At 55.4% G+C, this 21,769-nt stretch carries 17 protein-coding genes; 7 read left to right on the top strand and 10 right to left on the bottom strand.

The annotated features are described in order from the left end of the window. Window positions 1-6 precede the first annotated feature (6 nt). Together JK621_RS24545 and JK621_RS24540 are read right to left on the bottom strand one after the other, a co-directional pair. Entirely contained in the window at window positions 7-297 is a 291-nt protein-coding gene (locus JK621_RS24545; RefSeq protein WP_249337121.1) for an alpha/beta fold hydrolase, read from the bottom strand. A 146-nt stretch (window positions 298-443) separates the two neighbouring features. Next, a complete protein-coding gene (locus JK621_RS24540; RefSeq protein WP_212558029.1) occupies window positions 444-1,283 on the bottom strand; it encodes a helix-turn-helix domain-containing protein in 840 nt (279 codons plus the stop codon). A 164-nt stretch (window positions 1,284-1,447) separates the two neighbouring features. On the opposite strand from JK621_RS24540, the gene JK621_RS24535 reads away from it, so the two are divergent. After that, entirely contained in the window at window positions 1,448-2,860 is a 1,413-nt protein-coding gene (locus JK621_RS24535) for an MFS transporter (protein ID WP_212558028.1), read from the top strand. Between the two features lie 229 nt (window positions 2,861-3,089). Here JK621_RS24535 and JK621_RS24530 read toward each other — a convergent pair whose 3' ends face one another. The 5 genes from JK621_RS24530 to JK621_RS24510 form a co-directional block, all read right to left on the bottom strand. Beyond that, window positions 3,090-3,875, bottom strand: a complete 786-nt coding sequence (locus JK621_RS24530; RefSeq protein WP_212558027.1) for an acetoin reductase — start codon at window positions 3,873-3,875, stop codon at window positions 3,090-3,092. Window positions 3,876-3,980: 105 nt separating this feature from the next. Then, window positions 3,981-5,378, bottom strand: coding sequence for a dihydrolipoyl dehydrogenase (gene lpdA / locus JK621_RS24525; RefSeq protein ID WP_212558026.1), 1,398 nt, complete (start codon window positions 5,376-5,378; stop codon window positions 3,981-3,983). 10 nt (window positions 5,379-5,388) lie between these two features. Then, the gene (locus tag JK621_RS24520) at window positions 5,389-6,903 is read right to left on the bottom strand and encodes a 2-oxo acid dehydrogenase subunit E2 (protein ID WP_212558025.1); all 1,515 of its coding nucleotides are present in this window, start codon (window positions 6,901-6,903) and stop codon (window positions 5,389-5,391) included. 3 nt (window positions 6,904-6,906) lie between these two features. Then, the gene (locus tag JK621_RS24515; RefSeq protein WP_212558024.1) at window positions 6,907-7,926 is read right to left on the bottom strand and encodes an alpha-ketoacid dehydrogenase subunit beta; all 1,020 of its coding nucleotides are present in this window, start codon (window positions 7,924-7,926) and stop codon (window positions 6,907-6,909) included. Window positions 7,927-7,937: 11 nt separating this feature from the next. Continuing rightward, on the bottom strand, window positions 7,938-8,900 hold the full coding sequence (locus JK621_RS24510; protein ID WP_212558023.1) for a thiamine pyrophosphate-dependent dehydrogenase E1 component subunit alpha: 963 nt from the start codon (window positions 8,898-8,900) through the stop codon (window positions 7,938-7,940). 252 nt (window positions 8,901-9,152) lie between these two features. Between JK621_RS24510 and JK621_RS24505 the strand changes: the two genes are divergently transcribed. Next, window positions 9,153-11,912, top strand: coding sequence for a LuxR C-terminal-related transcriptional regulator (locus tag JK621_RS24505; RefSeq protein ID WP_349305384.1), 2,760 nt, complete (start codon window positions 9,153-9,155; stop codon window positions 11,910-11,912). A 94-nt stretch (window positions 11,913-12,006) separates the two neighbouring features. On the opposite strand, the gene JK621_RS24500 is transcribed toward JK621_RS24505, so the two are convergent. Further along, complete coding sequence (locus JK621_RS24500; RefSeq protein WP_212558022.1) at window positions 12,007-12,570, bottom strand: YagU family protein; 564 nt, start codon at window positions 12,568-12,570, stop codon at window positions 12,007-12,009. 403 nt (window positions 12,571-12,973) lie between these two features. Between JK621_RS24500 and katG the strand changes: the two genes are divergently transcribed. From katG to JK621_RS24485, 3 genes are all read left to right on the top strand, one after another. Further along, entirely contained in the window at window positions 12,974-15,172 is a 2,199-nt protein-coding gene (gene katG / locus JK621_RS24495; protein WP_212558021.1) for a catalase/peroxidase HPI, read from the top strand. A 1,030-nt stretch (window positions 15,173-16,202) separates the two neighbouring features. Continuing rightward, complete coding sequence (locus JK621_RS24490; protein WP_212558020.1) at window positions 16,203-16,442, top strand: DUF2164 domain-containing protein; 240 nt, start codon at window positions 16,203-16,205, stop codon at window positions 16,440-16,442. Further along, window positions 16,439-16,816, top strand: a complete 378-nt coding sequence (locus tag JK621_RS24485; protein ID WP_212558019.1) for a nuclear transport factor 2 family protein — start codon at window positions 16,439-16,441, stop codon at window positions 16,814-16,816. Before JK621_RS24490 ends, JK621_RS24485 begins: the two co-directional genes overlap by 4 nt. A 156-nt stretch (window positions 16,817-16,972) precedes the next feature. Here the strand turns inward: JK621_RS24485 and JK621_RS24480 are convergent, their stop codons facing one another. Then, on the bottom strand, window positions 16,973-17,872 hold the full coding sequence (locus tag JK621_RS24480) for a LysR family transcriptional regulator (RefSeq protein WP_212558018.1): 900 nt from the start codon (window positions 17,870-17,872) through the stop codon (window positions 16,973-16,975). A 153-nt stretch (window positions 17,873-18,025) separates the two neighbouring features. Between JK621_RS24480 and JK621_RS24475 the strand changes: the two genes are divergently transcribed. Beyond that, the gene (locus JK621_RS24475) at window positions 18,026-19,561 is read left to right on the top strand and encodes an MFS transporter (RefSeq protein ID WP_212558017.1); all 1,536 of its coding nucleotides are present in this window, start codon (window positions 18,026-18,028) and stop codon (window positions 19,559-19,561) included. A 9-nt stretch (window positions 19,562-19,570) separates the two neighbouring features. Here the strand turns inward: JK621_RS24475 and JK621_RS24470 are convergent, their stop codons facing one another. Continuing rightward, entirely contained in the window at window positions 19,571-20,758 is a 1,188-nt protein-coding gene (locus JK621_RS24470) for a sugar transporter (protein ID WP_212558016.1), read from the bottom strand. Between the two features lie 315 nt (window positions 20,759-21,073). Here JK621_RS24470 and JK621_RS24465 point away from each other — a divergent pair, with 315 nt between their 5' ends. After that, a complete protein-coding gene (locus JK621_RS24465) occupies window positions 21,074-21,760 on the top strand; it encodes an aspartyl/asparaginyl beta-hydroxylase domain-containing protein (RefSeq protein ID WP_212558015.1) in 687 nt (228 codons plus the stop codon). Window positions 21,761-21,769: the final 9 nt, after the last annotated feature.

The raw sequence follows: 21,769 nt of genomic DNA, 5'->3' as shown, positions 1-21,769 counted from the left end.
GTGCTCTTATGCCGCCTGTCTGGAACCCTGTTGCAATTTCAGTACGTTAACCACGTCGATTACGACTTCCGCCTGATGAGCAATGCTGTAATCATAATCACGAGATTTATCACTAAAACCATATCCTGGAAGGTCAATCAGTATGGCGATGGTGCGTCCCCCGCCAAATGCCGGATCGGCACAATTCGTGGAAAAAGCGCACTCAATCCCGTGAACAAACACAATCGGGACACCCTTCCCCGGCAAATCATGCCAACGCACACAAGCACCTGCGGTTAACGAATACAAACTCTGCATACTCTATTTCTCTGCTAATTTTCTGAGCAGTCGAATTGCTCAAAACGGACCTACTGGCAGACTGCGCATTGTATCAGTATAAAATTCAATCTAACCTGGCTATGACCTGGAAGGTACTTTGCAGAAATCCAAAATGGAGCGCCATGCTATTGCATTATTTGCAACAAACGTTGACGATCAACCTTGTCTTGAGGATGATAAATGTTCAATCTGCTACTAGAGTCGCCAGTAAAATTCCACCACAACTGTTTATCTAAGGATATTTTACCCAGTTCAGCATGGTTATATACATATAACACCCCCTCAGGTTGTAGTACGGTATTATCTGTCCAGGCCTTATCAAAGAGTTGCGATAACTCTCTAAAATCATCAATTTTTTTCTTCAGTATTTCGTCGTCAGGAAGTCGGGCTAAGGTGTCTCTAAGGAAACCGGCCATTCTCGTTATTTGCAGCTCCAACTTGTCATCATCATCGATACATAATAATTTTTGCCAAGCAGAGTTTCCAATTGTCAGACAAAGGTAATTTTTTTCAGTAAGAGGAAGAGAGTCAATACTAAAACCGACCATAAGATCAAATGCGGAATTACAGGTAATAATGTCCAGGTAATCATTCATTAGTAATGAAGGCAATGGATTTAATTGCAATAGCAACTGAGACGCATGCTCAGAAACAGTACAGCAGGGATCTTTTTGAGTTATTTTTCGCGGTGACATTAAATTGCATAAATATTCATATTCCGATTTAGTCAGTCGCAAAGTTTTCGAAATAGATACAAGCACTTGCGGTGAGATCCCCGCGACTTGACCACGCTCTATTTTACTGTACCAAATCGTACTAATACCTGAAAGATAAGCCACATCATCTCTTCTTAGCCCTCTGGTTCTGGTTCTGGATGGTTTTGTCAGCCCAATCGTTTCAGGAGAAATATTTTCTCTTTTTGCCCGTAAGAAATCGCCCATCAACTTCAGGTTATCTTGCTTCATTAATTACCCTATACAATTTATACATGTCTAACCTGTTACTTGTACGGTATAAAACAAAGTTCATAATATCCATACAGAGGATAACCAGCAGGACACGACTCTGCAATCTGTATACTAAATTTTACCATAGCTCATTAAAAACAACCAACATGGGTCTAAAAATAATGTTAAGCAAGAAGAAAACCAAAGAGCTTTCTGCATTCGGGGTACTGCTCCTTGTCGTGGGGCAAGTATTACCTCAAATAGACTTCTCAATAGTTAATGTTGCACTTGACGTAATCGGCAAGGCACTAAAAACCGATGAGACAGGGCTCATTTTTATTGTTGCACTATATGGATTAAGTTTCGCTTCTCTAATTGCCACCGGGGGACGATTAGGAGATAAGTACGGAAGAAAGCGTCTGTTTTTGATTGGCATTACCGGGTTTTGTCTTGCTTCGGCAATTTGTGGGTTCGCCACTGGTATTATCTCAATGCTTGCAGGGCGCGTACTCCAAGGTTTTTTTGCCGCACTCCTATTGCCACAAATACTGGCGACAATCCACACAACATTAGAGGGAGAACGTCATCGTTACGCAGTAGGGATTTATACATCAATAGCAGGCCTCTCTGTCGTTATTGGTCAAGTGGTTGGCGGCTGGTTGGTTTCAGCAAACCTATGGGGTTTAGGATGGCGCATTGCCTTTTTTATTAACGTCCCGATTTGCATTCTCATATTTGCATTTGGTTATTTTTTAATCCCTGAAACAAAATCAGATAAAGCCCAGCAACATATGGACATTGGCGGAATCATATTATTCATTTTGTGTTTGTTATTTGTCATGACCCCGATATCTTTAGGAAAACACTGGCCTGAACTATGGTGGTTATTGTTAGGTACATTGCCTTGTGGAGCGCTATTGTGGAAGGTAGAAAAGTCACATGAACTTGCAGGCCGCAAGGCCATCTTACCGCCATCGCTGTTCAAAACACCAATGGTAATCAATGGATTCGTCAGTGAAATGATAGTAACATTCGCCTATCCTGGATACCTTTTTGTCACGGCTTTATGCTTGCAGCGTGAAATAGGATTCACACCATTTGAATCAGGAAATACATTCCTTGCACTCGGAGTCATGTTTTTTATCGGTTCATTGACAAGTAAAAAATTAAGCCAGCGGATTGGTGATCATAAATCTTATGCCCTGGGGGCAATGATTACCGTTATCGGATTCTTAGGCACCGTATTACTATTTCATGGTTTCAATAATGACTTAAAATTTTATGACTTATGGATAGTCACAGGTATAGTAGGATTCGGTAACTCTATTATGTTAACGTCAGCTTACAGGCTTGCATTGTCACGAGTTGGGAAACACCATGCCAGTGAAGCAAGTAGCGCATTAGCTACCGTACAGCAGGGCTGCTTTGCGCTAGGAACGGCATTTGCCGGTGCAATCTATTCCTTCGCGTTAGTTCAGGGCTATTTATATGCCATAACAGTATCAATCAGTATCTTATCATTGATTGTACTTTTTGTAGGCGTCCCTATTTATATCAAAACCACTCGCGAACTAGCAGAAAGATTACATAACTAACAAGTAATAAATCCCCCAAAGCGCTCCTCGTTTTTAACTACTCTCAAAAATCATGACTTAATCATTCAGGACCCCCAAGCCAGAAAATCCCGCGCAGGGAAACCGCGCGGGATTTTGCTTTGGCGTCATTAGATTGCCTGCCCTCCTCCGCCAAACTGCACGCAATGAATCGCCAGGGTTGGGTAGGCACCTGAAAGCCCTTTAAGCGGGCTTAAAAGAGCGACGCCGGTTAGCGGTAAACCAGCCCGCCGTCGGTCAAAATCGACTGGCCGGTGATATAGGCGGCATCGTCGCTGGAAAGAAAAGCGACAAGCGCCGCGACGTCGGCCGGAGTCTGTGCGCGCCCCAGGGCAATGCCATCGACGTACTTTTTATACGTTTCGCCTTTCGGGGCACCGGTAATCTCCGAGAAACGCCGGTCTATTTCCACCCACATATCGGTGCCGACCACCCCGGGGCAATAGGCGTTGACGGTAATGTTGTCGCTGGCGTATTCCTTTGCCGCAACCTGGGTCAATGCACGTACGGCGAATTTGGTGGCGGAGTACACGCCCAGCAATGCAAAACCCTCATGACCGGCGATGGAACAAGCATTGATGATCTTGCCGTTTTTGTTGAGCTGTTTAAATTTCGCCGCGGCGGCCTGGATCCCCCAGGTCACTCCCCCGATATTGATGTTCAGGATCTTATCGAGATCTTCCGGCACGACGTCTGCGATGGGTTTTACCTGCGAAATACCGGCGTTATTGATCATCACATCCAGGGTGCCCAGCGTGCTCACAACGTGCTCGATGGCCGCATACACCTCCTCGCGCTTGCTGATATCGGCGACGTAGGTTGTCGCTTTTACCCCGAAAGACTCCACCTCTTGCCTGACTGCGCCAAGCTGATCTGCGGATAAATCCAAGAGCGCAAGGTTTACCCCCTCTTGTGCCAACCGCAATGCGATCCCCCGGCCAATGCCACGCGCTGCGCCAGTAATAATGGCTACCTTTCCTTTCAAACCTGTCGACATGATTATTCCCGTTTCGTTTCGTACTACGTCTAATGGAGAGTTTTTGGTTTGTTTCCGCTACCGAAAACGCTATCGGATCGGGCTGCTATCGTTTCCCGTATTGTCCTATTGATGCAGCGGTCGTCCGGCGGCCGCGAGTATCGATTCATGCATGGCTTCAGACAGCGTCGGATGCGCAAAGATGACCGACAGCAGGCTTTCGTCCGTGGCTTCCAGATGGTGAGCGATAGCGAAGCCCTGGATCTGTTCGGTGACCTGTGCGCCAACCATGTGCGCCCCCAACAGTTCGCCGGTTTCGGCATCGAAAATCGTCTTAACGAAGCCCTCCGCCTCAGCGCTGGCCAGCGCCTTGCCATTGCCCTGATAGGCGAACTTGCCGATCATGAGTGGCCGTCCACTGGCACGCGCCGCCGCCTCGGTCAGGCCCAGGCTGGCAACCTGAGGCCGGGCATAGGTACAGCCGGGAACATAACTACGATCAAGCTTGTGCACGCCGTCGACGCCGGCCAGCATCTCGACGCAGATCGTCCCTTCGTGGCTGGCCTTGTGCGCCAGGCACGGCGGGCCGGCCACGTCGCCGATAGCGTAAAGGCCGAAGACGTTGGTGCGGCAAGCGTCATCCGTCTTGATAAAGCCGCGTTCCAGCTCGACGCCCAGCGCCTCCAGCCCGAGGCCTTCGACATTGGGCTGGACGCCGGCCGCCAACAGCACATATTCGACGTCCAATACCTGTTCGCCGCTGGCGTTTTTCAACGTGCAACGCCCCCCCGCGTCCGTGAGCTGCACCTGCGTTACCTGCGTCTGGGTATGCACCTGAATGCCGCGCCGCTCGAACGACTTGCGCACCGCCGCCGCAACTTCGGCGTCCTCAATCGGCAGTATCTGTGCGGCCACCTCCACCAGCGTCACTTCGCTGCCAAGATCGTTGTAAAGGCTGGCGAACTCGACGCCGATGGCGCCGGAGCCGATGATCAACAAGGATTTCGGCAATTTTTTGGGTTGCAGCGCCTCGAAGTAGGTCCAGATCCGCTCGCCATCCGGCGCGATCCCCGGCAACGCACGCGGGCGGGCACCGGTAGCGAGGATCACGTGGTCGGCCCGGTAGTCGCGTTCCTCCCCCTTGGCATCGACCACCGTCACCTGCCCCTTGCCACGCAGGCGGGCGGTGCCGTCGAACACCGTTACGCCATTCTTTTTCAACAGGTACTCGACCCCGCCGGTCAACTGTTGCGACACCGAGCGGCTAAACTGCACCAGTTTCTGGAGATCGAAACTCACCTCGCCGACACTGAAACCCAGTTGGTCGGCATGGGCGATGCTGTGCGCCACCTCAGCGCCGTGCAGCAGCGCCTTGGTTGGGATGCACCCCCAGTTCAGACAGATGCCCCCCAGATGCTGTTTTTCCACCAGTGCCGTACGCAGCCCGAGCTGGCCGGCACGGATGGCGGCGACATAGCCTCCCGGCCCGCCGCCGATCACCAGTACATCGTATTTGTCGTGCATAGCTCGCCTCCTAGACAAACATCAGGGTCGGTGTTTCAACCAGTCGCTTGAGTTCCTGGAGAAAAGCCGCTCCCAGCGCTCCATCGATGACCCGGTGATCGCAGGACAGCGACACCGTCAGTTGATGGCGCGCGACGATCTGCCCGTCGCGCACCACCGCCCGCGCCTCGCCGGCACCGATCGCGAGGATCGCGCCCTGGGGCGGGTTAATGATGGCGTCGAACTGGCGCACGCCGAGCATGCCCAGGTTGGACAGGCTAAAGGTGCCGCCCTGGAACTCTTCGGGCTTGAGCGTGCCTGCTTTCGCCCGGGTTACCAGGGAATGAATGTCACGCGAGATCTCGCTGACCGACTTACGGTTGGCGGCGCGCACTATGGGGGTAATCAGCCCGGCCGGCAGCGCAACGGCCACCGAGATGTCGGCATCGGTAAAGCGGCGGATGCTCTGGCCGGCTTCGTCGAACTGTACGTTGACATCCGGCACCGCTACCAGCGCTTGAGCGCAGGCCTTAACCAGCAGGTCGTTAACCGAAATCTTGACGCCGGGCGCGCCGAGGTTGATTTCCTTGCGCAACGCCAACAGGCGCTCCAGGTCGAGATCGGCGGTCAGGCGGAAGTGCGGCGAATGTTGCTTGGAAGCCTGCAAACGGGAGGCGATCGCCCTGCGCATGCCCGACATGGGCAAGTTCTCGAAGGCGGCCGGCGCCGCATTCTGCGCAGTATCGGCCTGCGGTTGCCCGTCGAGCAGCAGAGCCGCCGCCTGCACATCGTCACGAGTCACCCGCCCGCGTGAACCGCTGCTGCGGCAGTCGTGCAGGTTGATCCCCAGTTTGCCGGCCAGACGGCGCGCCAGCGGGGTCGCCGCTACCTGACTGTCGTCGGCGTGCGAGCGTGGCGCTTTGCCTGAACGCGATGGCGGCGCCGGCGATGCGATGCGGCCCCCTGCGGCAAGGATAGCGCTCTCGAGATCGGCCACGGAGATGCGTGCTTCACGTCCGCTGCCGCGCACCTTGCTCAAGTCGGCACCCAGCCTGGCGGCCAGGCGCAGCGCGTGGGGCGTGGCATTGACCTGCGCCGCGTCGGTGCTCCCCCGCAGGCCGATCGGCACCTCGGTCTGCCCACTGGTGGCCACCGATGTGGCGGGTGGGGCCGATGCCGCGGGGAGTGCGTTGTTGAGCGTCGGGGCCGCCACAGGGGGCGCAAGAGGCGCGGGAGGCGGCGCGGCCGGTGCCGTCGTAGACAGGCTGGCCGTGAAGGCGTCCAGTTCGGCATCGCTGATCGAAGCCTCAGCCACCAGTGCCAGCACCGCCCCCACCTTTAGGGTATCGCCCTGCCGGGCCAACACCCGGCGCAGGGTTCCGGCGAAGGGCGCCTCAAGCACGTTGACGATTTTGCTGGTCTCGATCTCGCAGATTTCCTGTCCCTTGGTGAAGCTGTCGCCCTCCCGGATAGACCACTGCGCGAGCAAGCCCTCCTCCATCGAAAGGCCCCACTTGGGCATTTCAAGCGTTCTGATATCACTCATGGCTCAATCCTCCAGCACTTGGCGGACGGCGGCCTCGATACGCTCGACGCTGGGGATCCAGAGCGTTTCGAGGGCGGGAGAGAACGGCACCGGGGTGTGTGGCGGTGTTACCAGCGCAATCGGCGCTTTGAGGAAATGGAACGCCTGGGAAGCGATCAGTGCCGCGACATCATGGGCAAAGCCGAAACGCGCCGCCGACTCGTCGACGATCACCACGCGGCCCGTGGACGCCACCGACTCCAGAATGCCCTCCTCGTCCAGCGGTGAAATCGTACGCGGATCGACCACCTCCACCGAGATGCCCTCTTTGGCCAGTTTGTCGGCCACCTGATTGGCTTTATGCACCATCGCCGACAACGCGATGATGGTGACGTCCTCCCCTTCGCGGGTGTAGTTGGCCACGCCCAACGGAATGGTATAAATACCTTCCGGCACCTCGCCCTTGAGGTCGTAAAGCATTTTATGTTCGCAGAACACCACCGGATCGTCGTCGCGGATCGACTGGATCAGCAGGCCCTTGACGTCATAAGGGGTAGACGGCACCACCACCTTGAGGCCCGGCGTGGTGGCGAAGATATTATAAGGCGACTGCGAATGCTGGGCCGCCGCAGAGAAGCCGGCGCCGATCATGCCACGCATCACCAGCGGCGCTTTGGCCTTGCCGCCAAACATGTAGCGGAACTTGGCGGCCTGGTTATACAGCGCATCGTGGCAGACGCCGAAAAAGTCCATGAACATCAGCTCGGCCACCGGCCGCAGACCGGTCGCCGCAGCGCCGGCAGCCATGCCGATGATCGCCGACTCGGTAATCGGCGTGTCGATCACGCGATCGGAGCCGAACTGCGTCCACAACCCTTTGGTCACCCCGAGCACGCCGCCAAAGGCCTCGATCCTCGCCTCCTCCGGCGCATTGCCGCCATGGCCGCCGCGCAAGTCTTCGCCGATCAGCACCACGCGTTCGTCACGCTCCATTTCCTGGGCCAACGCTTCCTTGACCGCTTCACGATAGGTTTTTATAGCCATTGTTATCACCCTCAATAGGAAACGTAGACGTCGGTCAGCAGGTCTTCCGGAGCCGGATAGGCGGCCGCGCGGGCTTTCGTTACGGCATCCCCGACCAGCGCTTCAACTTCCGCGTCGATCGCCGCCAGCTCTTCCTGAGTGACCTGTTTTTTGATCTTGTCGGTAAAGATCTTCAGCGGATCGTGCTGTTCACGCAGGCGCTGGACCTCACCCTCAGCGCGGTACAACGCCGGATCGCCCTCGAAGTGGCCGTGCCAGCGGAAGGCCTTAGCCTCAATCACGCTGGGGCCGCCACCCTCGCGGGCGCGCTTAACCGCCTCTGCGGCGGCTGCGTAAACGGCAAAGAAATCGGTGCCGTCGACCGTCACCGCCGGGAGGCCGAAGCCGGCGGCACGTTTGGCGATATCGCGGCCGCCGACGGCGTAGTCATGGCCAGTCCCTTCGCCATAGCCGTTGTTCTCGAAAATGAAGACGGCCGGCAATTGCAGCACCACGGCCATGTTCATGGCTTCAAATACCAGGCCCTGGTTGGAGCCGCCATCGCCGGTAAAAGACACGCCGACGTTGCCGGTCTTCAAGGTCTTGGCCGTCAGCGCAGCGCCAATGGCCAACGGAGGGGCTCCGCCAACGATGGCGTTCGCGCCCAGCATGCCTTTTGACAGGTCGGCGATGTGCATAGAGCCGCCCTTGCCGCGACACAAACCGCTGTCCTTACCGAAAATTTCGGCCATCATGCCGTGAATATCACAGCCTTTGGCAATGCAGTGGCCATGCCCACGGTGCGTAGAACCAATGAAATCGGCGTCGGTCAAATTTTCGCAGACCCCCACCGCAATGGCTTCCTCACCGGTATAAAGGTGAATGAAGCCCGGAATGTCACCGCTGGTATTTTCCTGATGCAGGCGCTCCTCGAATGTCCTGATCTCGCGCATCTTACGGTAAGCCTGCAGCAAAGCCTGTTTGCTCAGCGTCATCTGATTCTCCTCAATAAGGGTCGGACTGGCGGGGCTATTTGACAGGGTGAAAACACCCTAACCGCACCAATACAAAAAATGTACGGCTGTTTCGGGAAGCTGCGAAGCCACCCTAATGGGGGGGTAAGTGGGGGTTTTCATGCTTGAGGTCAAAGTTTATGAATTTTGTCTATCTATCCGGAACCACGGCCCCGTTTCGTCCCGGGCTCTGACGTACAATTGAAAAAACAAAAGACGGGCAGGCAACCACGGATGAAGCAATCGGATTTTGCAGGTTCCCAATCTACATCGTTGGTCTCGGGGCCTTTGCGGCTGACGAGAGGCTTGCCGCTCATCCTCACCAAATTCGTCCCGCCCCGCTCCTCTATCCTGTTGTTGCAGCGCCCGCGCCTGCTTGCATGCCTCGATCACGTGCGCCTGCGGCGTCTGGCCGTCGTTTGCGCGGGCGCGGGATTCGGCAAAACCACGCTGTTGGCGCAATGGCACCGGCAGCTGATCGACCAGGGTGAACGCGTTGCCTGGCTCAGCCTTGATGAGGATGACGATGACGTCTGGCAGTTCATTCCTTATCTGCTGCATGCTTTGCGGCCGTTGTATGCAGACTGGGACGCCGATTTTTGGCAGAACATGGAAGAGCAAACGCCATCGAGCTCCCAGCAGTTGCTGGCTGGGTTGATTAACCAATTGCACTATTGCCCGCACGACCTGTATCTGATCATCGACGATTTCCATATGATCAATGACGCCGGCGTACATGAAGCCCTGAGCTATCTGCTCAGGCATGCGCCTGCGGCGCTGCATCTGATCGTCGGCAGCCGTTTCCACCCGAGCCTGTCGTTGAGCCGATTGCAGGCCCAGGATCAGTTGGTGGAAATCTATGATCAGGACCTGCAGTTCACGCTCGAAGAAACCCGGAACTATTTCAGCCAGACGGTCGCGGTGCCGCTCAGCAATCAGGACGCCCTTCGGCTATTGTCCGCAACGGAGGGCTGGATCGCGGGCATGAAAATCGCCTCATTGTCCCCCGAATTGCGTGAAGACCCTGGGCACCTGATCCACAATCTGCGCGGGGGGACGCGCTCCATCGCCCGTTATCTGAAAGAAGTGGTGCTTGACCCGCTGCCGGCGGAAGTGCTCGATTTCCTGATGCAAACGGCGTTCCTCAATCGTTTAAACGCCGGGTTGTGCAACGCCGTCACCGGGCGCGACGACAGCGAGGCGATGCTGGAATGGATTGAGCGGCACAACCTGTTCCTGTCGGCCCTTGACGAGCAAGGCTATTGGTTCCGCTATCATCCCCTCTTGCAGGAAACCCTGGGCGTGGCATTGCGCCATCGCGCCGATATCAACCTTAAACAGTTGCACGAACGCGCCAGTCATTGGTTCGCCGAACAGCTGTTGTGGGCTGAGGCGGTGCGCCATGCGCTGGCCGCCGGCAAGCCGGTCCATAGCCCCGGCCAGGATGGCGCGAGCGCGCAATCCCTGGCGGAAGAAGGCGATATCGATACGCTGGTTTCCTGGATGCGTCACTTGCCGGCGAGCGTCGATCCGTCACGCATTGACCTGCAAATCAATCTGGCCTGGGCGCTGGCGCACTATTTCCGCTTCGATGAATCACGACAGTTGCTCGACAACCTCGACCAGATGGTGGCGGACCACCGTGACGGGATGGCCCGCAGCGCCTGGATCAAGCTGCGGGTGGTGCGCGCCATCTGCGAAGCCTTTGCCGAAAACATCCCTGAAAGCCTGGCGATTGTCGAGCCGTTGCTGGCCGAAGTGCCGTGCGGCGATACCTGGGTCGATGGCCTGATATGCAATATTCTCAGCTACTGCCACGTGGTTAACCAGCGCTATACCGAGGCCCTGGCGGTCCAACGCCATATGCCCAGCCCGGACAGCCCGCTGGACAATCTGTTCGTCTCGGTTTATCGCGCTTTTATCATCGCCCAGTGCCATCTTTGCCAAGGCGATTTGGAGAACGCCGGGCTGTATGCCGGCAATGCGCTGCGCCAGGCCGAGCGTTATACCGGCCCCCAGTCGACCAGCGGTGCGACGCTCGCGCCGCTGCTGGCGGAAATCGCCTACGAACGCAGCAGCCTTGACTCGCTCGATCCTCTGCTGGCGGATAGGCTCGAGCTCATCGACCGTTTCAGCCCACCCGACGCGCTGAGCCGTTGCTATACCTACCTTGCGCGTCAGGCCCTGCATGACGGCATGCCGCAGGAGGCGGAGCGGCTGTTGGAACATGCACAGCAACTGGCGGTATCTCGCGGGTGGCGCCGATTGCAGGCTCTGTTGTTGGCCGAGCAGGTGAGAGTGCGCCTGCAACGTGCGGATCGCCCCGGTGCAGAGCAGTTGCAGCAGCAACTGGAACAGCTGGCGCGCCATGCCAGGATTGATGCCGAACATCCTTGCCAACGTGCGATCGCTCAGCATGCGGCACTCAGCCGCAGTCGCCTGCTGCTGGCCTCCGGCCAGACGCCGCAAGCCTGCAAACTGCTGGCCGAACTGGTTAGCGAACAGGAAAACCGGCGCGACTGGCTCACCGCCGCGCGCCTGCGTGCGCTCTGGTCATTAGCCTTGTGGAAAGCCGGTAAAAACGCGGCTGCCTGCGCGACGTTGCAACCGGTTCTGCAGCTGGCTGAACACCCGCATCTGATGCGCAGCTTTCTTGATGCCGGCGACAGCTTGCAACCTTTGCTTCTCCATATGCAGGAAGACCCTGCAGCCTGCAATGAGCAAGGCGCGCAGCTTCGCCTGGCAGATACCGCTGCGCAGACCGGTGAACAACAGCGTCAGAACAACCATGACGTTTATTGGGGGCTCAGTGAACGCGAACTTCAGGTATTACGCCTGATCGCCGAAGGCCAGACGAACAAAGACATCGCTCGCTCCCTGGCTATTTCTGCACAAACCGTGAAATGGCACCTCAAGAACGCCTACGCCAAGCTCAACGTCAACAGCCGCACCCAAGCCATGAACCGTGCGCTTGAAATGAAATTGCTGGATTAACGAATTCCCCTGAGCAATACCTCTGCATGACGGCGACAATCAACGAGAAGGAAAAGCTCTGTGCATTCAGGGCTTTTATACCTATCGCGTTGACTTAACGGAACGGTGAACTGAGCGGAACTTCCGCATCCGGCTGATGCGTTATTCTGTTGCGCAGGTCACGCCGAACAAGTTCTATCGCCCAGAACCAGAATGCGTGCCCCAGTATTTCTGAAACATACTCTTCGACAGGCAGCATGGATAAAGGCGGCGTCAGGCCCAGCAACGGAAAACTGATGCCGTGAACGAACACCGTGGCAATCAAGCCGGCGAGCACGCCCTGCCAGAGTTTTACTTTCGGGAAGACTTCGGCGACCACGCAGTAACCGACGGCAAACACCAACGAGAAAATAATGTGCGTCACCATAACCGGATTGATCACATGCTCCGAAAAGGTGTAAACCGTTGCCGTGGGATCTATGCCCAAATAATCTCTCAGGAAAAGATAGGGTGGATTAAATTCCGCACGTCCATCCAGAATGGTCCTTGGCGGAAGCGGAACTTCTGCGCCCCACTTAACGAAAGCAGACAGCAGCCCGGCGATCGCACCGACAAAAAGCGCGACGCCATAACGGCGTCTTTCCCGCGGAGTTTGCACCAAAAAATCCCTAATTTTCATATCCATCCCCTAAAAATCATTAGTGTTTATCGTTCAGCAATCAGGGTATATCCTCATCAAAGTGTGACATTGATCACGATCACTTTTTGTTACCTTTGGTCGTATATTTTCGGAAAAAAGAGACGGATTCAGAAAAACCAATACCGGGAACCTGAACGTTTTTTCATTTTTTGGCCGCCATACGCCTTTCTGGCGATGCCTATCAATGCAGATAAACTCAATCGTCCGTAACTATCACAGAATTCAATCATTCCTATTTTATCTCTCGCCAAGCACTGACTAAGCTTACTACTGAGTTTCCTTCTACCCGCCGTTGGCTCAGGTGATGAAACCCAATAACGATCAGATTGACTCAAGGGTTCCCCCCATTAGCGCAACATCCGACACAAGCAGAGAGCGCATCATGACAACTGAAAGCAAATGCCCATTTTCGGGAGGCGGCAACAAGACCCTTCCCCAGCGTGGTAATTCAAACCAGGACTGGTGGCCAAACCAACTTAGCCTGGAACACCTGCATCAACACTCCTCCCTGTCCGATCCGATGGACAAAGATTTCAACTACGCCGACGCGTTCAACAGCCTGGATCTGGCGGCGGTCAAACAAGATTTGCATGCCCTGATGACCGACTCTCAGGAGTGGTGGCCGGCGGACTTCGGTCACTACGGCGGCCTGTTCATCCGCATGGCCTGGCACAGCGCCGGCACCTACCGCATCGGCGACGGCCGCGGCGGCGCGGGCTCCGGCCAGCAGCGTTTTGCCCCGCTCAACAGCTGGCCCGACAACGTGAGCCTCGACAAGGCGCGCCGGTTGCTGTGGCCTATCAAGCAGAAGTACGGCCGTAAAATTTCCTGGGCCGATCTGTTGATCCTGACCGGCAATGTGGCGCTGGAATCCATGGGCTTCAAAACCTTTGGTTACGCGGGCGGCCGCGCCGACGTTTGGGAGCCGGACGACGTTTACTGGGGCGCGGAAAAAATTTGGCTGGAACCGAGCGGCGGCGAGAACAGCCGTTACTCCGGCGACCGCAATCTCGAGAACCCTTTAGCGGCAGTGCAAATGGGCCTGATCTACGTGAACCCGGAAGGCCCGGACGGCAACCCCGATCCGATCGCCGCAGCACGCGACATCCGCGAGACCTTCGCCAGAATGGCGATGAATGACGAAGAAACCGTCGCGCTGATCGCCGGCGGCCATACCTTCGGCAAAACCCATGGCGCAGGCCCCGCTTCGCACGTCGGCCCCGATCCGGAAAGTGCAGGTTTGGAACAGCAGGGCCTCGGCTGGCAAAGCACCTTCGGTACCGGTAAGGGTAAAGATGCAATCACCAGTGGCCTGGAGGTTACCTGGACCACCACCCCGACCCAATGGAACCATGATTTCTTCCGGCACCTGTTCGAATACGAGTGGGAACTGTCGCAGAGCCCGGCCGGCGCGCACCAGTGGGTCGCCAAGGACGTCGGCGAGACCATTCCTGACGCGTTCGATCCGGCGAAGAAACATCGCCCTACCATGCTGACCACCGACCTGTCGCTGCGCTTCGATCCGGCGTATGAGCAGATCTCGCGCCGCTTCTTCGAAAACCCGGACGAGTTCGCCGACGCCTTCGCCCGCGCCTGGTTCAAACTGACCCACCGCGATATGGGCCCACGCGCACGTTATCTCGGCCCGGAAGTCCCGGCTGAAGAGCTGATTTGGCAGGATCCTGTCCCGGCGGTGAATCATAAACTGATTGATCAACAGGATATCGTCGATCTCAAAGGCAAAATCCTGGCCGCCGGCCTGCCGATTTCACAGCTGGTCTCCACCGCCTGGGCTTCAGCCTCTACCTTCCGCGGTTCCGACAAACGCGGCGGCGCTAACGGCGCCCGCATCCGCCTGGCACCGCAGAAAGACTGGGCAGTGAATCAGCCCGCTCAACTGGCGCAAACGCTGGCCACGCTGGAAGGCATTCAGCGCACCTTCAACGATGCGCAGACCGACGGCAAAAAGGTCTCGCTGGCGGATCTGATCGTGTTGGCCGGCTGTGCGGGCGTCGAACAAGCGGCGAGCAATGCCGGCCATCCGGTTACCGTGCCTTTCACGCCGGGGCGCACGGACGCTTCGCAAGAGCAAACCGATATCGAATCGTTCGCGGCCATGGAGCCGGTGGGCGACGGTTTCCGCAACTACCTTGATACCCGCTACCGCATTTCCCCCGAGGCATTGCTGGTGGACAAGGCGCAGTTGCTGACCCTGAGCGCGCCGGAAATGTCGGTGCTGTTGGGCGGGTTGCGGGTGTTGAACGCCAACGTCGGCCAAAGCCGGCACGGCGTGTTGACTCAGCGGCCTGAAACGCTCACCAACGATTTCTTCGTTAACCTGCTGGATATGGGCACAGTCTGGAAAAAGGCGGATGAGAACGGCGTGTTTGAAGGCCAGGATCGCCAGACAGGTGCGCTGAAATGGACGGCGACCCGCGCCGATCTGATCTTCGGTTCACATGCGCAACTGCGCGCGCTGGCGGAAGTTTACGGCAGTGCGGATGCCCAGGAGAGTTTTGTTCGGGACTTTGTCGCCGCCTGGAACAAGGTCATGAATCTCGATCGCTTCGATATCGCTTAAGCATCGTCAAAACGGCCCGCCTGAGAACACTCAGGCGGTTTTTTGTTGTTCAACACCCTTCACTGCAGTAAAACTTTTCGAATAAATGATTTCAGGTCAAAATCTCTGGACGTTCCATAGCGGGAACTCAGCGCCGATTGTCTTCGTCACAACACTGTGTGGCTCGATGTGATCCCTTTCTGTTGTCTCGGTTATCCGTTGATTGTATAGAAATGGAAACCGACAATATAAAAAATCCGGCACATGTCGCTCTCGAAAGTATCAAAACTGTAACCTATTGTATTTTATACTACCTCTGGGCTGTTGCATCCGCAGTGTCACAACCCGTCATTTTAGAACACGACCACCTTTCCAATCACGTATTTATAGAGAGTACTTTTAAAACAAACAAATTACCCTGATGAATAATAAAACAAGAATCATTATAAAAATAAATTTAAAATATTATTATATTACACCCAAAACCATAACCCTCGTTAATTAATAATAAAACAATTAGCCACGCTTCGTTTTTTATTGCTATAAAAAAGACAAAAAAAAGAATTATTCAACGAAAAACAATGAAATATAAAAATAACAAATTGAATTAAGAAATAATAAATCAACAACATTGAAGCAATGAGTTACACGTGATAGTTTTAAATTCCATCAAGGAAATAATTTTTTAATTATAAATATTTTGCATAACACTTGGGGGGAAACTTCAGGATCAGGAAAATCTCCCGACCCGCGGGCAATGACTGATATATATCAGTACGCAAAGTGAAAGGTCACTGCATATCTCATTTCCTATAATACGCCCAAGAAAAATTGATGTAATAAAAACATTCCTTGACTCATTAGTTAGATATGAAGATATGCGTAAGCCTATTGCTTTTGGTGGCAATGAGTCGAAAAATAATGAGTTAAAGAACATCCTTTCGGATGTGTATTAAAGGAATAGATATTGACTCATGGGAGTCTGCATTGATTGAAGAATGCAAAAACCAAAACTACGTAAAATTTAACTTACCGAATATAAGGACAAAATATGACTGAGTTAAAAATTGAAAGTGAAGATAAAGAAGTTTTGCTTACTTCACTTAAAGATTATCTCAAGGAAAACCTTGACTTTACGATAGAACAATTCGATGCTGATTTTCTATTCGATTTCATCTTGGCAACATTTGGCCCCCCTATCTATAATAAAGGGATTGATGACGCGATCTTAACTCACTCGAAGTATAGTGAGGTTATACAAGAGCAAATTGATTTGAAGAGGATAATTTGACCAAGATTGCATCGAATTTAGAGTTAATGAGAAAAGAATGGTACAACGCATTTTTTTCTCTAAATATTGATATGCTCGATTATCTTGAAGCTGAGTGGTTCTTTTCGACTAACGGCGAAATGTTGGTTTATAAAAAACACCAACTCAGAAAACTATCTCTTTTAAAATCAAAAGATCCAATGTCGATGGAGGCTATCAAACGAAAGGAAATTGATGTTCACATCATCACCTTTGATGGGTTAGCATCTATAACTGGATCGGCTGAAATAACAGAAAGAAATGGTGACATTCGAAAAATAAACTTCATTGAAAGTTGGATGAAAATTAACGACTGTTGGAAACTTCAATTCCAAACTTTTGAAGATAGAAAATAACTAAATCATCGCCCCTTTTAGGGGCGTTATTTTCAAGTAAAATCAAAATAAACCTGCAGCATATTACTGCCTGGGTTAACCATTGATAATATACCCATCGAAAAGTATCTGTACTGTACGACGATATTATAGATACATCGCCCGCATCATGGGTTATCAAAAAGGAATGCCAGGAGAAAGTAACCGTTCACCAAGAAAATCGATAAAAACGCGCAGTTTAGGCGCCAGATATTTACTGGACGGCCAAATAACCCGGAACGTCCCCTGATGATCGGTGTAGCTCTCAAGTACCCTTCGCAACTCGCCGCTTTGTAACGACTCTTGCACCATAAAATCCGGCAGGCAAGCGATACCCAGCCCGGCCTGGGCTACCTGCAACAGTGCCTCGGTGGTATTGCAGATCATCGTGGCCGGCAATTCCGGCAGGGCTTCGCCCGGCAATGGCCGCAGCGGCCAGGATTCAAACCGCCCCGTGGTGGGGAATTTATGCTGCAGGCAGGCGTGGCTGAGCAAATCCGCAGGTTTCTCCGGCACGCCGCGCCGTTTTAAATAGCCCGGCGACGCCACCAACACCAGTTCGAAAACGCCCAACCGGCGCGATACCAGCCGTGAATCGGCCGGTTCGCCGGTGCGCACCACCGCGTCAAACCCTTCTTCAACGATGTCGACCAGACGGTCGGAAAAATCCACATCCAGCTCGATATCCGGATACCGATGCATAAAAGCCGTCAGCACCGGCATCATCAAACCGCTGACCAGTGGCAGGCTGATGCGCAGCTTGCCGCGTGGCGCGGCCCGGGTGTCCGCAAGTTCAAGCTCGGCGGCGGCTATTTCCGCCAAAATACGGCGGCAGCGTTCCAGAAACAACGCGCCTTCGGCCGTCAACGTCACACTTCGGGTACTGCGGTGAAACAAGCGCACTTCCAACCGTTCCTCCATGCGCGCCACGCTTTTACCCACGGCGGAGGAGGATATGCCCAATTGCCGACCGGCATCAGAGAAACTGCGCGTTTCCGCGACCTGAACGAACGCCAGAATACCGCTGAGACTGTCCATGATGCCCTCTGTGATTTTGGACGTTTTTGTCCGATATCTATGGAAATTTAGCCTATTTTTCTTCAGTACGGGAGGGATTATGTTGGTGGCTATGCAGTGATCACGCTGCGCAGCCCCGTTTATGGGCCTTTCCATTATGTGCAAGATGAAAACATGACGCAGATAACTTCCACCGCAGACCGCATTGAGATTCGGGTATGGCTGCAATTGCTGGCCGCCTGCCTGACCGGCATTCTTATTCCTCTGAGCTTCACCGGCCCGGCGGTGGTGCTGCCTTCCATCAGCCAGTCGCTGGGCGGCACCGCCGTACAGCTGAGCTGGGTGGTCAACGGTTATATCCTCACCTATGGCAGCGCGATGATGGCCGCCGGCAGCCTGACCGACATTTATGGGCGCAAGCGCGTCTGGCTGCTCGGGCTGGGTGCGTTCACCCTCCTGACGCTGATGCTCCCTTACTCTCCCTCGGTAGTGGGGATAGATATCCTGCGGCTGGCGCAAGGTCTGGCCGGCGCGGCCGCTTTCGCCGGCGCCATGTCATCGTTGGCGCAGACCTTCCACGGGCCGGTCCGCACCCGGGTATTCAGCCTGCTGGGCACCACGTTCGGCATTGGCCTGGCTTTCGGGCCGCTGGCATCCGGCTGGCTGGTGGTTACGGCAGGCTGGCAATGGGTGTTTATCGCCACCGCGTTGATCGCCGTTGTGGGGTTTGCGCTGGTGCTGTTCGCGGCCATCGAGTCCCGCAACCCTCATGCGACGGGGCTGGACTGGCCCGGCGCGATCAGTTTCACCGCTGCGCTGACGTTATTCACCTACGCTATCCTGCTCGCGCCGGAAAACGGCTGGCGCAGCCTGTCGGTAGCCGGTTCATTGCTGTTATCCCTGGGGGTGTTTATTGGCTTCGTGCTGATTGAAAGACGGGTGGCGCGGCCGATGCTCGACCTGACCTTGTTCCGCCGCCCCCGCTTTATTGGGGTTCAGGTACTGGCCGCCTCGCCGGCATTCTTTTTTGTGGTACTGATCGTCATGCTGCCGGGGCGCTTTATCGGCATTGACGGGCAGAGCGCATTCGAGGCCGGCAAAACCATGATTGCCCTGGCGGCGCCCTTGCTGATAGTGCCCTTTATCGCAGCACTGTTGGCGCGGCGCTTTACCTCTGGCCTGCTCTCCGGCATCGGCTTGCTGCTGACTGCCGCAGGATTGGCCTGGCTCGCTCATGGGTTAACGGAAAATAGCGGTAACGGCCTGATAGTACCGATGCTGTTGATCGGCACCGGTATCGGCCTGCCCTGGGGATTGATGGATGCGATGGCGGTCAGCGTGGTGGAAAAAGAGCGGGCGGGCATGGCTACCGGCATTTTCAACGCGGTACGTGTCTCAGCCGATGGCATCGCCATCGCGATTGCCGGCGCGGTGCTCGCCTTGCTGATTCAGGGCGGCCTGCTTGACGCACTGCCCGGGGCTGCCGGTACGCACTCCATCAGCGAAGCGGCCAACCGCGCGGCGCTGGGCGATCTCAACCACGCCGCCGCATTGCTGCCCGGCCAACGCCGGCTAACACAGCATATCTATGATCAGGCGTTCAGCACTCTGCTTTATTTGCTGGCAGTTGGCGCAGCCGGCACCGCGTTACTGGTATTTATGTTATTGGGCCGTTTGCATGCGCATGACGGCGCGGCACAAGAAAGGTAAACGCAGCCGTCAGGCCCGATGCTGCAATAAACGCTCGCTGCGATAGAAGCTAAACAGGCACCAGCCCAGCGCAATCAGCGCCAGCGGTGCGCCGACAAAGCCGATGTTGCCCATGCCCAGGTGCAGGCTGACCTGATTGCCCAACAACGCACCCGCGCCGATGCCGAAATTGTACAACCCGGAGTAGATAGACATCGCGACGTCGGTGGCATCCGGCGCCAGGTTCAACACCTTGGCCTGCATCGACAGGCCAATCGCCATGATCGCCACGCCCCATACCGCAAACAACAGCGTCAGGTGGGTTTCGTCACCGGAGGCCGGCAGCAGCAACAACAGGCTCGACATCAACAATGCGATGGCACCGATGAAAAAGCCCGACGGGAAACGTTCGCTGAAACGGCTGAACAACAGGCTGCCGAAAATACCGGCGGCCCCGAACAGCAACAGCATCAGGGTGGTAAAGTTTTCCGACAGCCCGGCCACGGTCTGGATAAAGGGTTCGATATAGCTATAGGCGGTAAAATGCGCCGTCACCACGATAATGGTCAGCATATACAGGCGAACCAGCGCCGGGCGCTTAAACAGCACAGGCACGCTGGCCAGCGAACCGGAATGCTCGCTTTTCAGTACCGGTAGCAAGCGCCACAGCAGCGCCAGCGCGAAGGTGGCGCAGACCGCAATGCCGATAAAGGTCATGCGCCACCCCAGCAACTGGCCGACGATGCGCCCCAACGGCAGGCCAAGCACCATCGCCAGCGCGGTGCCGCCCGCCAGCATGCTCAACGCGTGCGCTTTCTTGCCCGCCGGCGCCACGCGAATCGCCAGCGAGGCGGTGATCGACCAGAATACCGAGTGGGCCAGCGCCACCCCGGCGCGGGAAATCACCAGCGTGGTGAAGTTCCACGCCACGGCGGTCAACACATGGCTGGCAATAAACAGCACAAACACCCCGATCAGCAGTTTGCGGCGCTCAATCTTGCTGGTCAGCAACATGCACACCAGTGAGGCGGCGGCGACGATCCAGGCGTAAATCGTGATGATCAGCCCGACCTGCTCGGTTTGCATCGAGAAACTTTGGGCGATATCGCTCAATAACCCGACCGGAATAAACTCGGTGGTATTGAAGATAAAGGCCGAGATGGCGAGGACAACCACGCGCAACCAGGCGGTCGAGCGCGAGACGTGGGTGTGTTCCATATTTAACGGGGTCCGGACAGATGCGAGCAGTAGCGATATTTTAACCAACCGCCGGTTAAAATGCGATATGCGTCACATTTTTATTGTGCTGTATTTTTCGACAACATACTCAGGCAAACACCGGGTTCGCTGCCGAACGGGAACGCCCGTTGCCGGTAAATCTGTCGAGCCGATCCCCCGCTTCTCCCTGCCGGTATCGTCACCGGCCACTACTATTCTCACATGGCGAAAGGCTATACTAATCTATTGAACCTATACCGTTTTTCTTACAGTTGTTGATCGCCCGGCAGTCGCATCTTATCTAACGAGGACACCATGTCATTTATCTATGATTGGGCAGTGCTGCGGTTACGCGGTATTTACGATCGCCGCATCTCCGGCGCGCCGGTACTCGACAGCGACCGCCTGTTCCCCGACGCACAACGTTTTACCGCAGCCTGGCCGCAGATACGTGATGAGGCGCTGAGCGTTGCCCAGGATCTGCGCAATATCCCGCGTTTTCACGAGATCATGAGCGAACAGGCGTCGATCTCCGCCAACGACGCGCGCGACTGGCGGATGTTTATCATGCAGGCCTATGGCCAGCCGATAACCCGCAATCTTGAACGCTGCCCGACGCTGGCCGGGCTGATCGCCACCTCACCGGACGTGCTTTCCGCCTCGCTGTCCTTCCTGGCGCCCGGCAAACAGGTGCCGGCGCACCGTGGCCCGTTTCGTGGCATTCTGCGCGGTTATCTGGTGCTGTCGATGCCCAAACGCGCCGACGGCGTTCCCGCGGCGGTGTTGAAGGTCGATGGGCGCGAATACCGGCTGAACGAGGGGGAATTTATGCTGTGGGATGATACCTTCGAACACGAAGTGTGGAACGACAGCGAGGAAGTGCGCACCGTGCTGCTGCTGGATATTCGTCGCCGCGATTTGCCCGCCAGCCTGCGTTGGTTGTCCAATGGCATCGTCGCGCTGGTGCGGCTGAACGTGCGCTGGATCCAACGCCAGTTTTGAACGCTGGCC

This window comes from Serratia plymuthica (assembly GCF_018336935.1).
GTDB classification, from domain to species: Bacteria; Pseudomonadota; Gammaproteobacteria; order Enterobacterales; family Enterobacteriaceae; genus Serratia; species Serratia plymuthica_B.
Note: the sequence above shows the minus strand (reverse complement) of the source record. Positions and strands in the feature narration are given on the sequence as shown.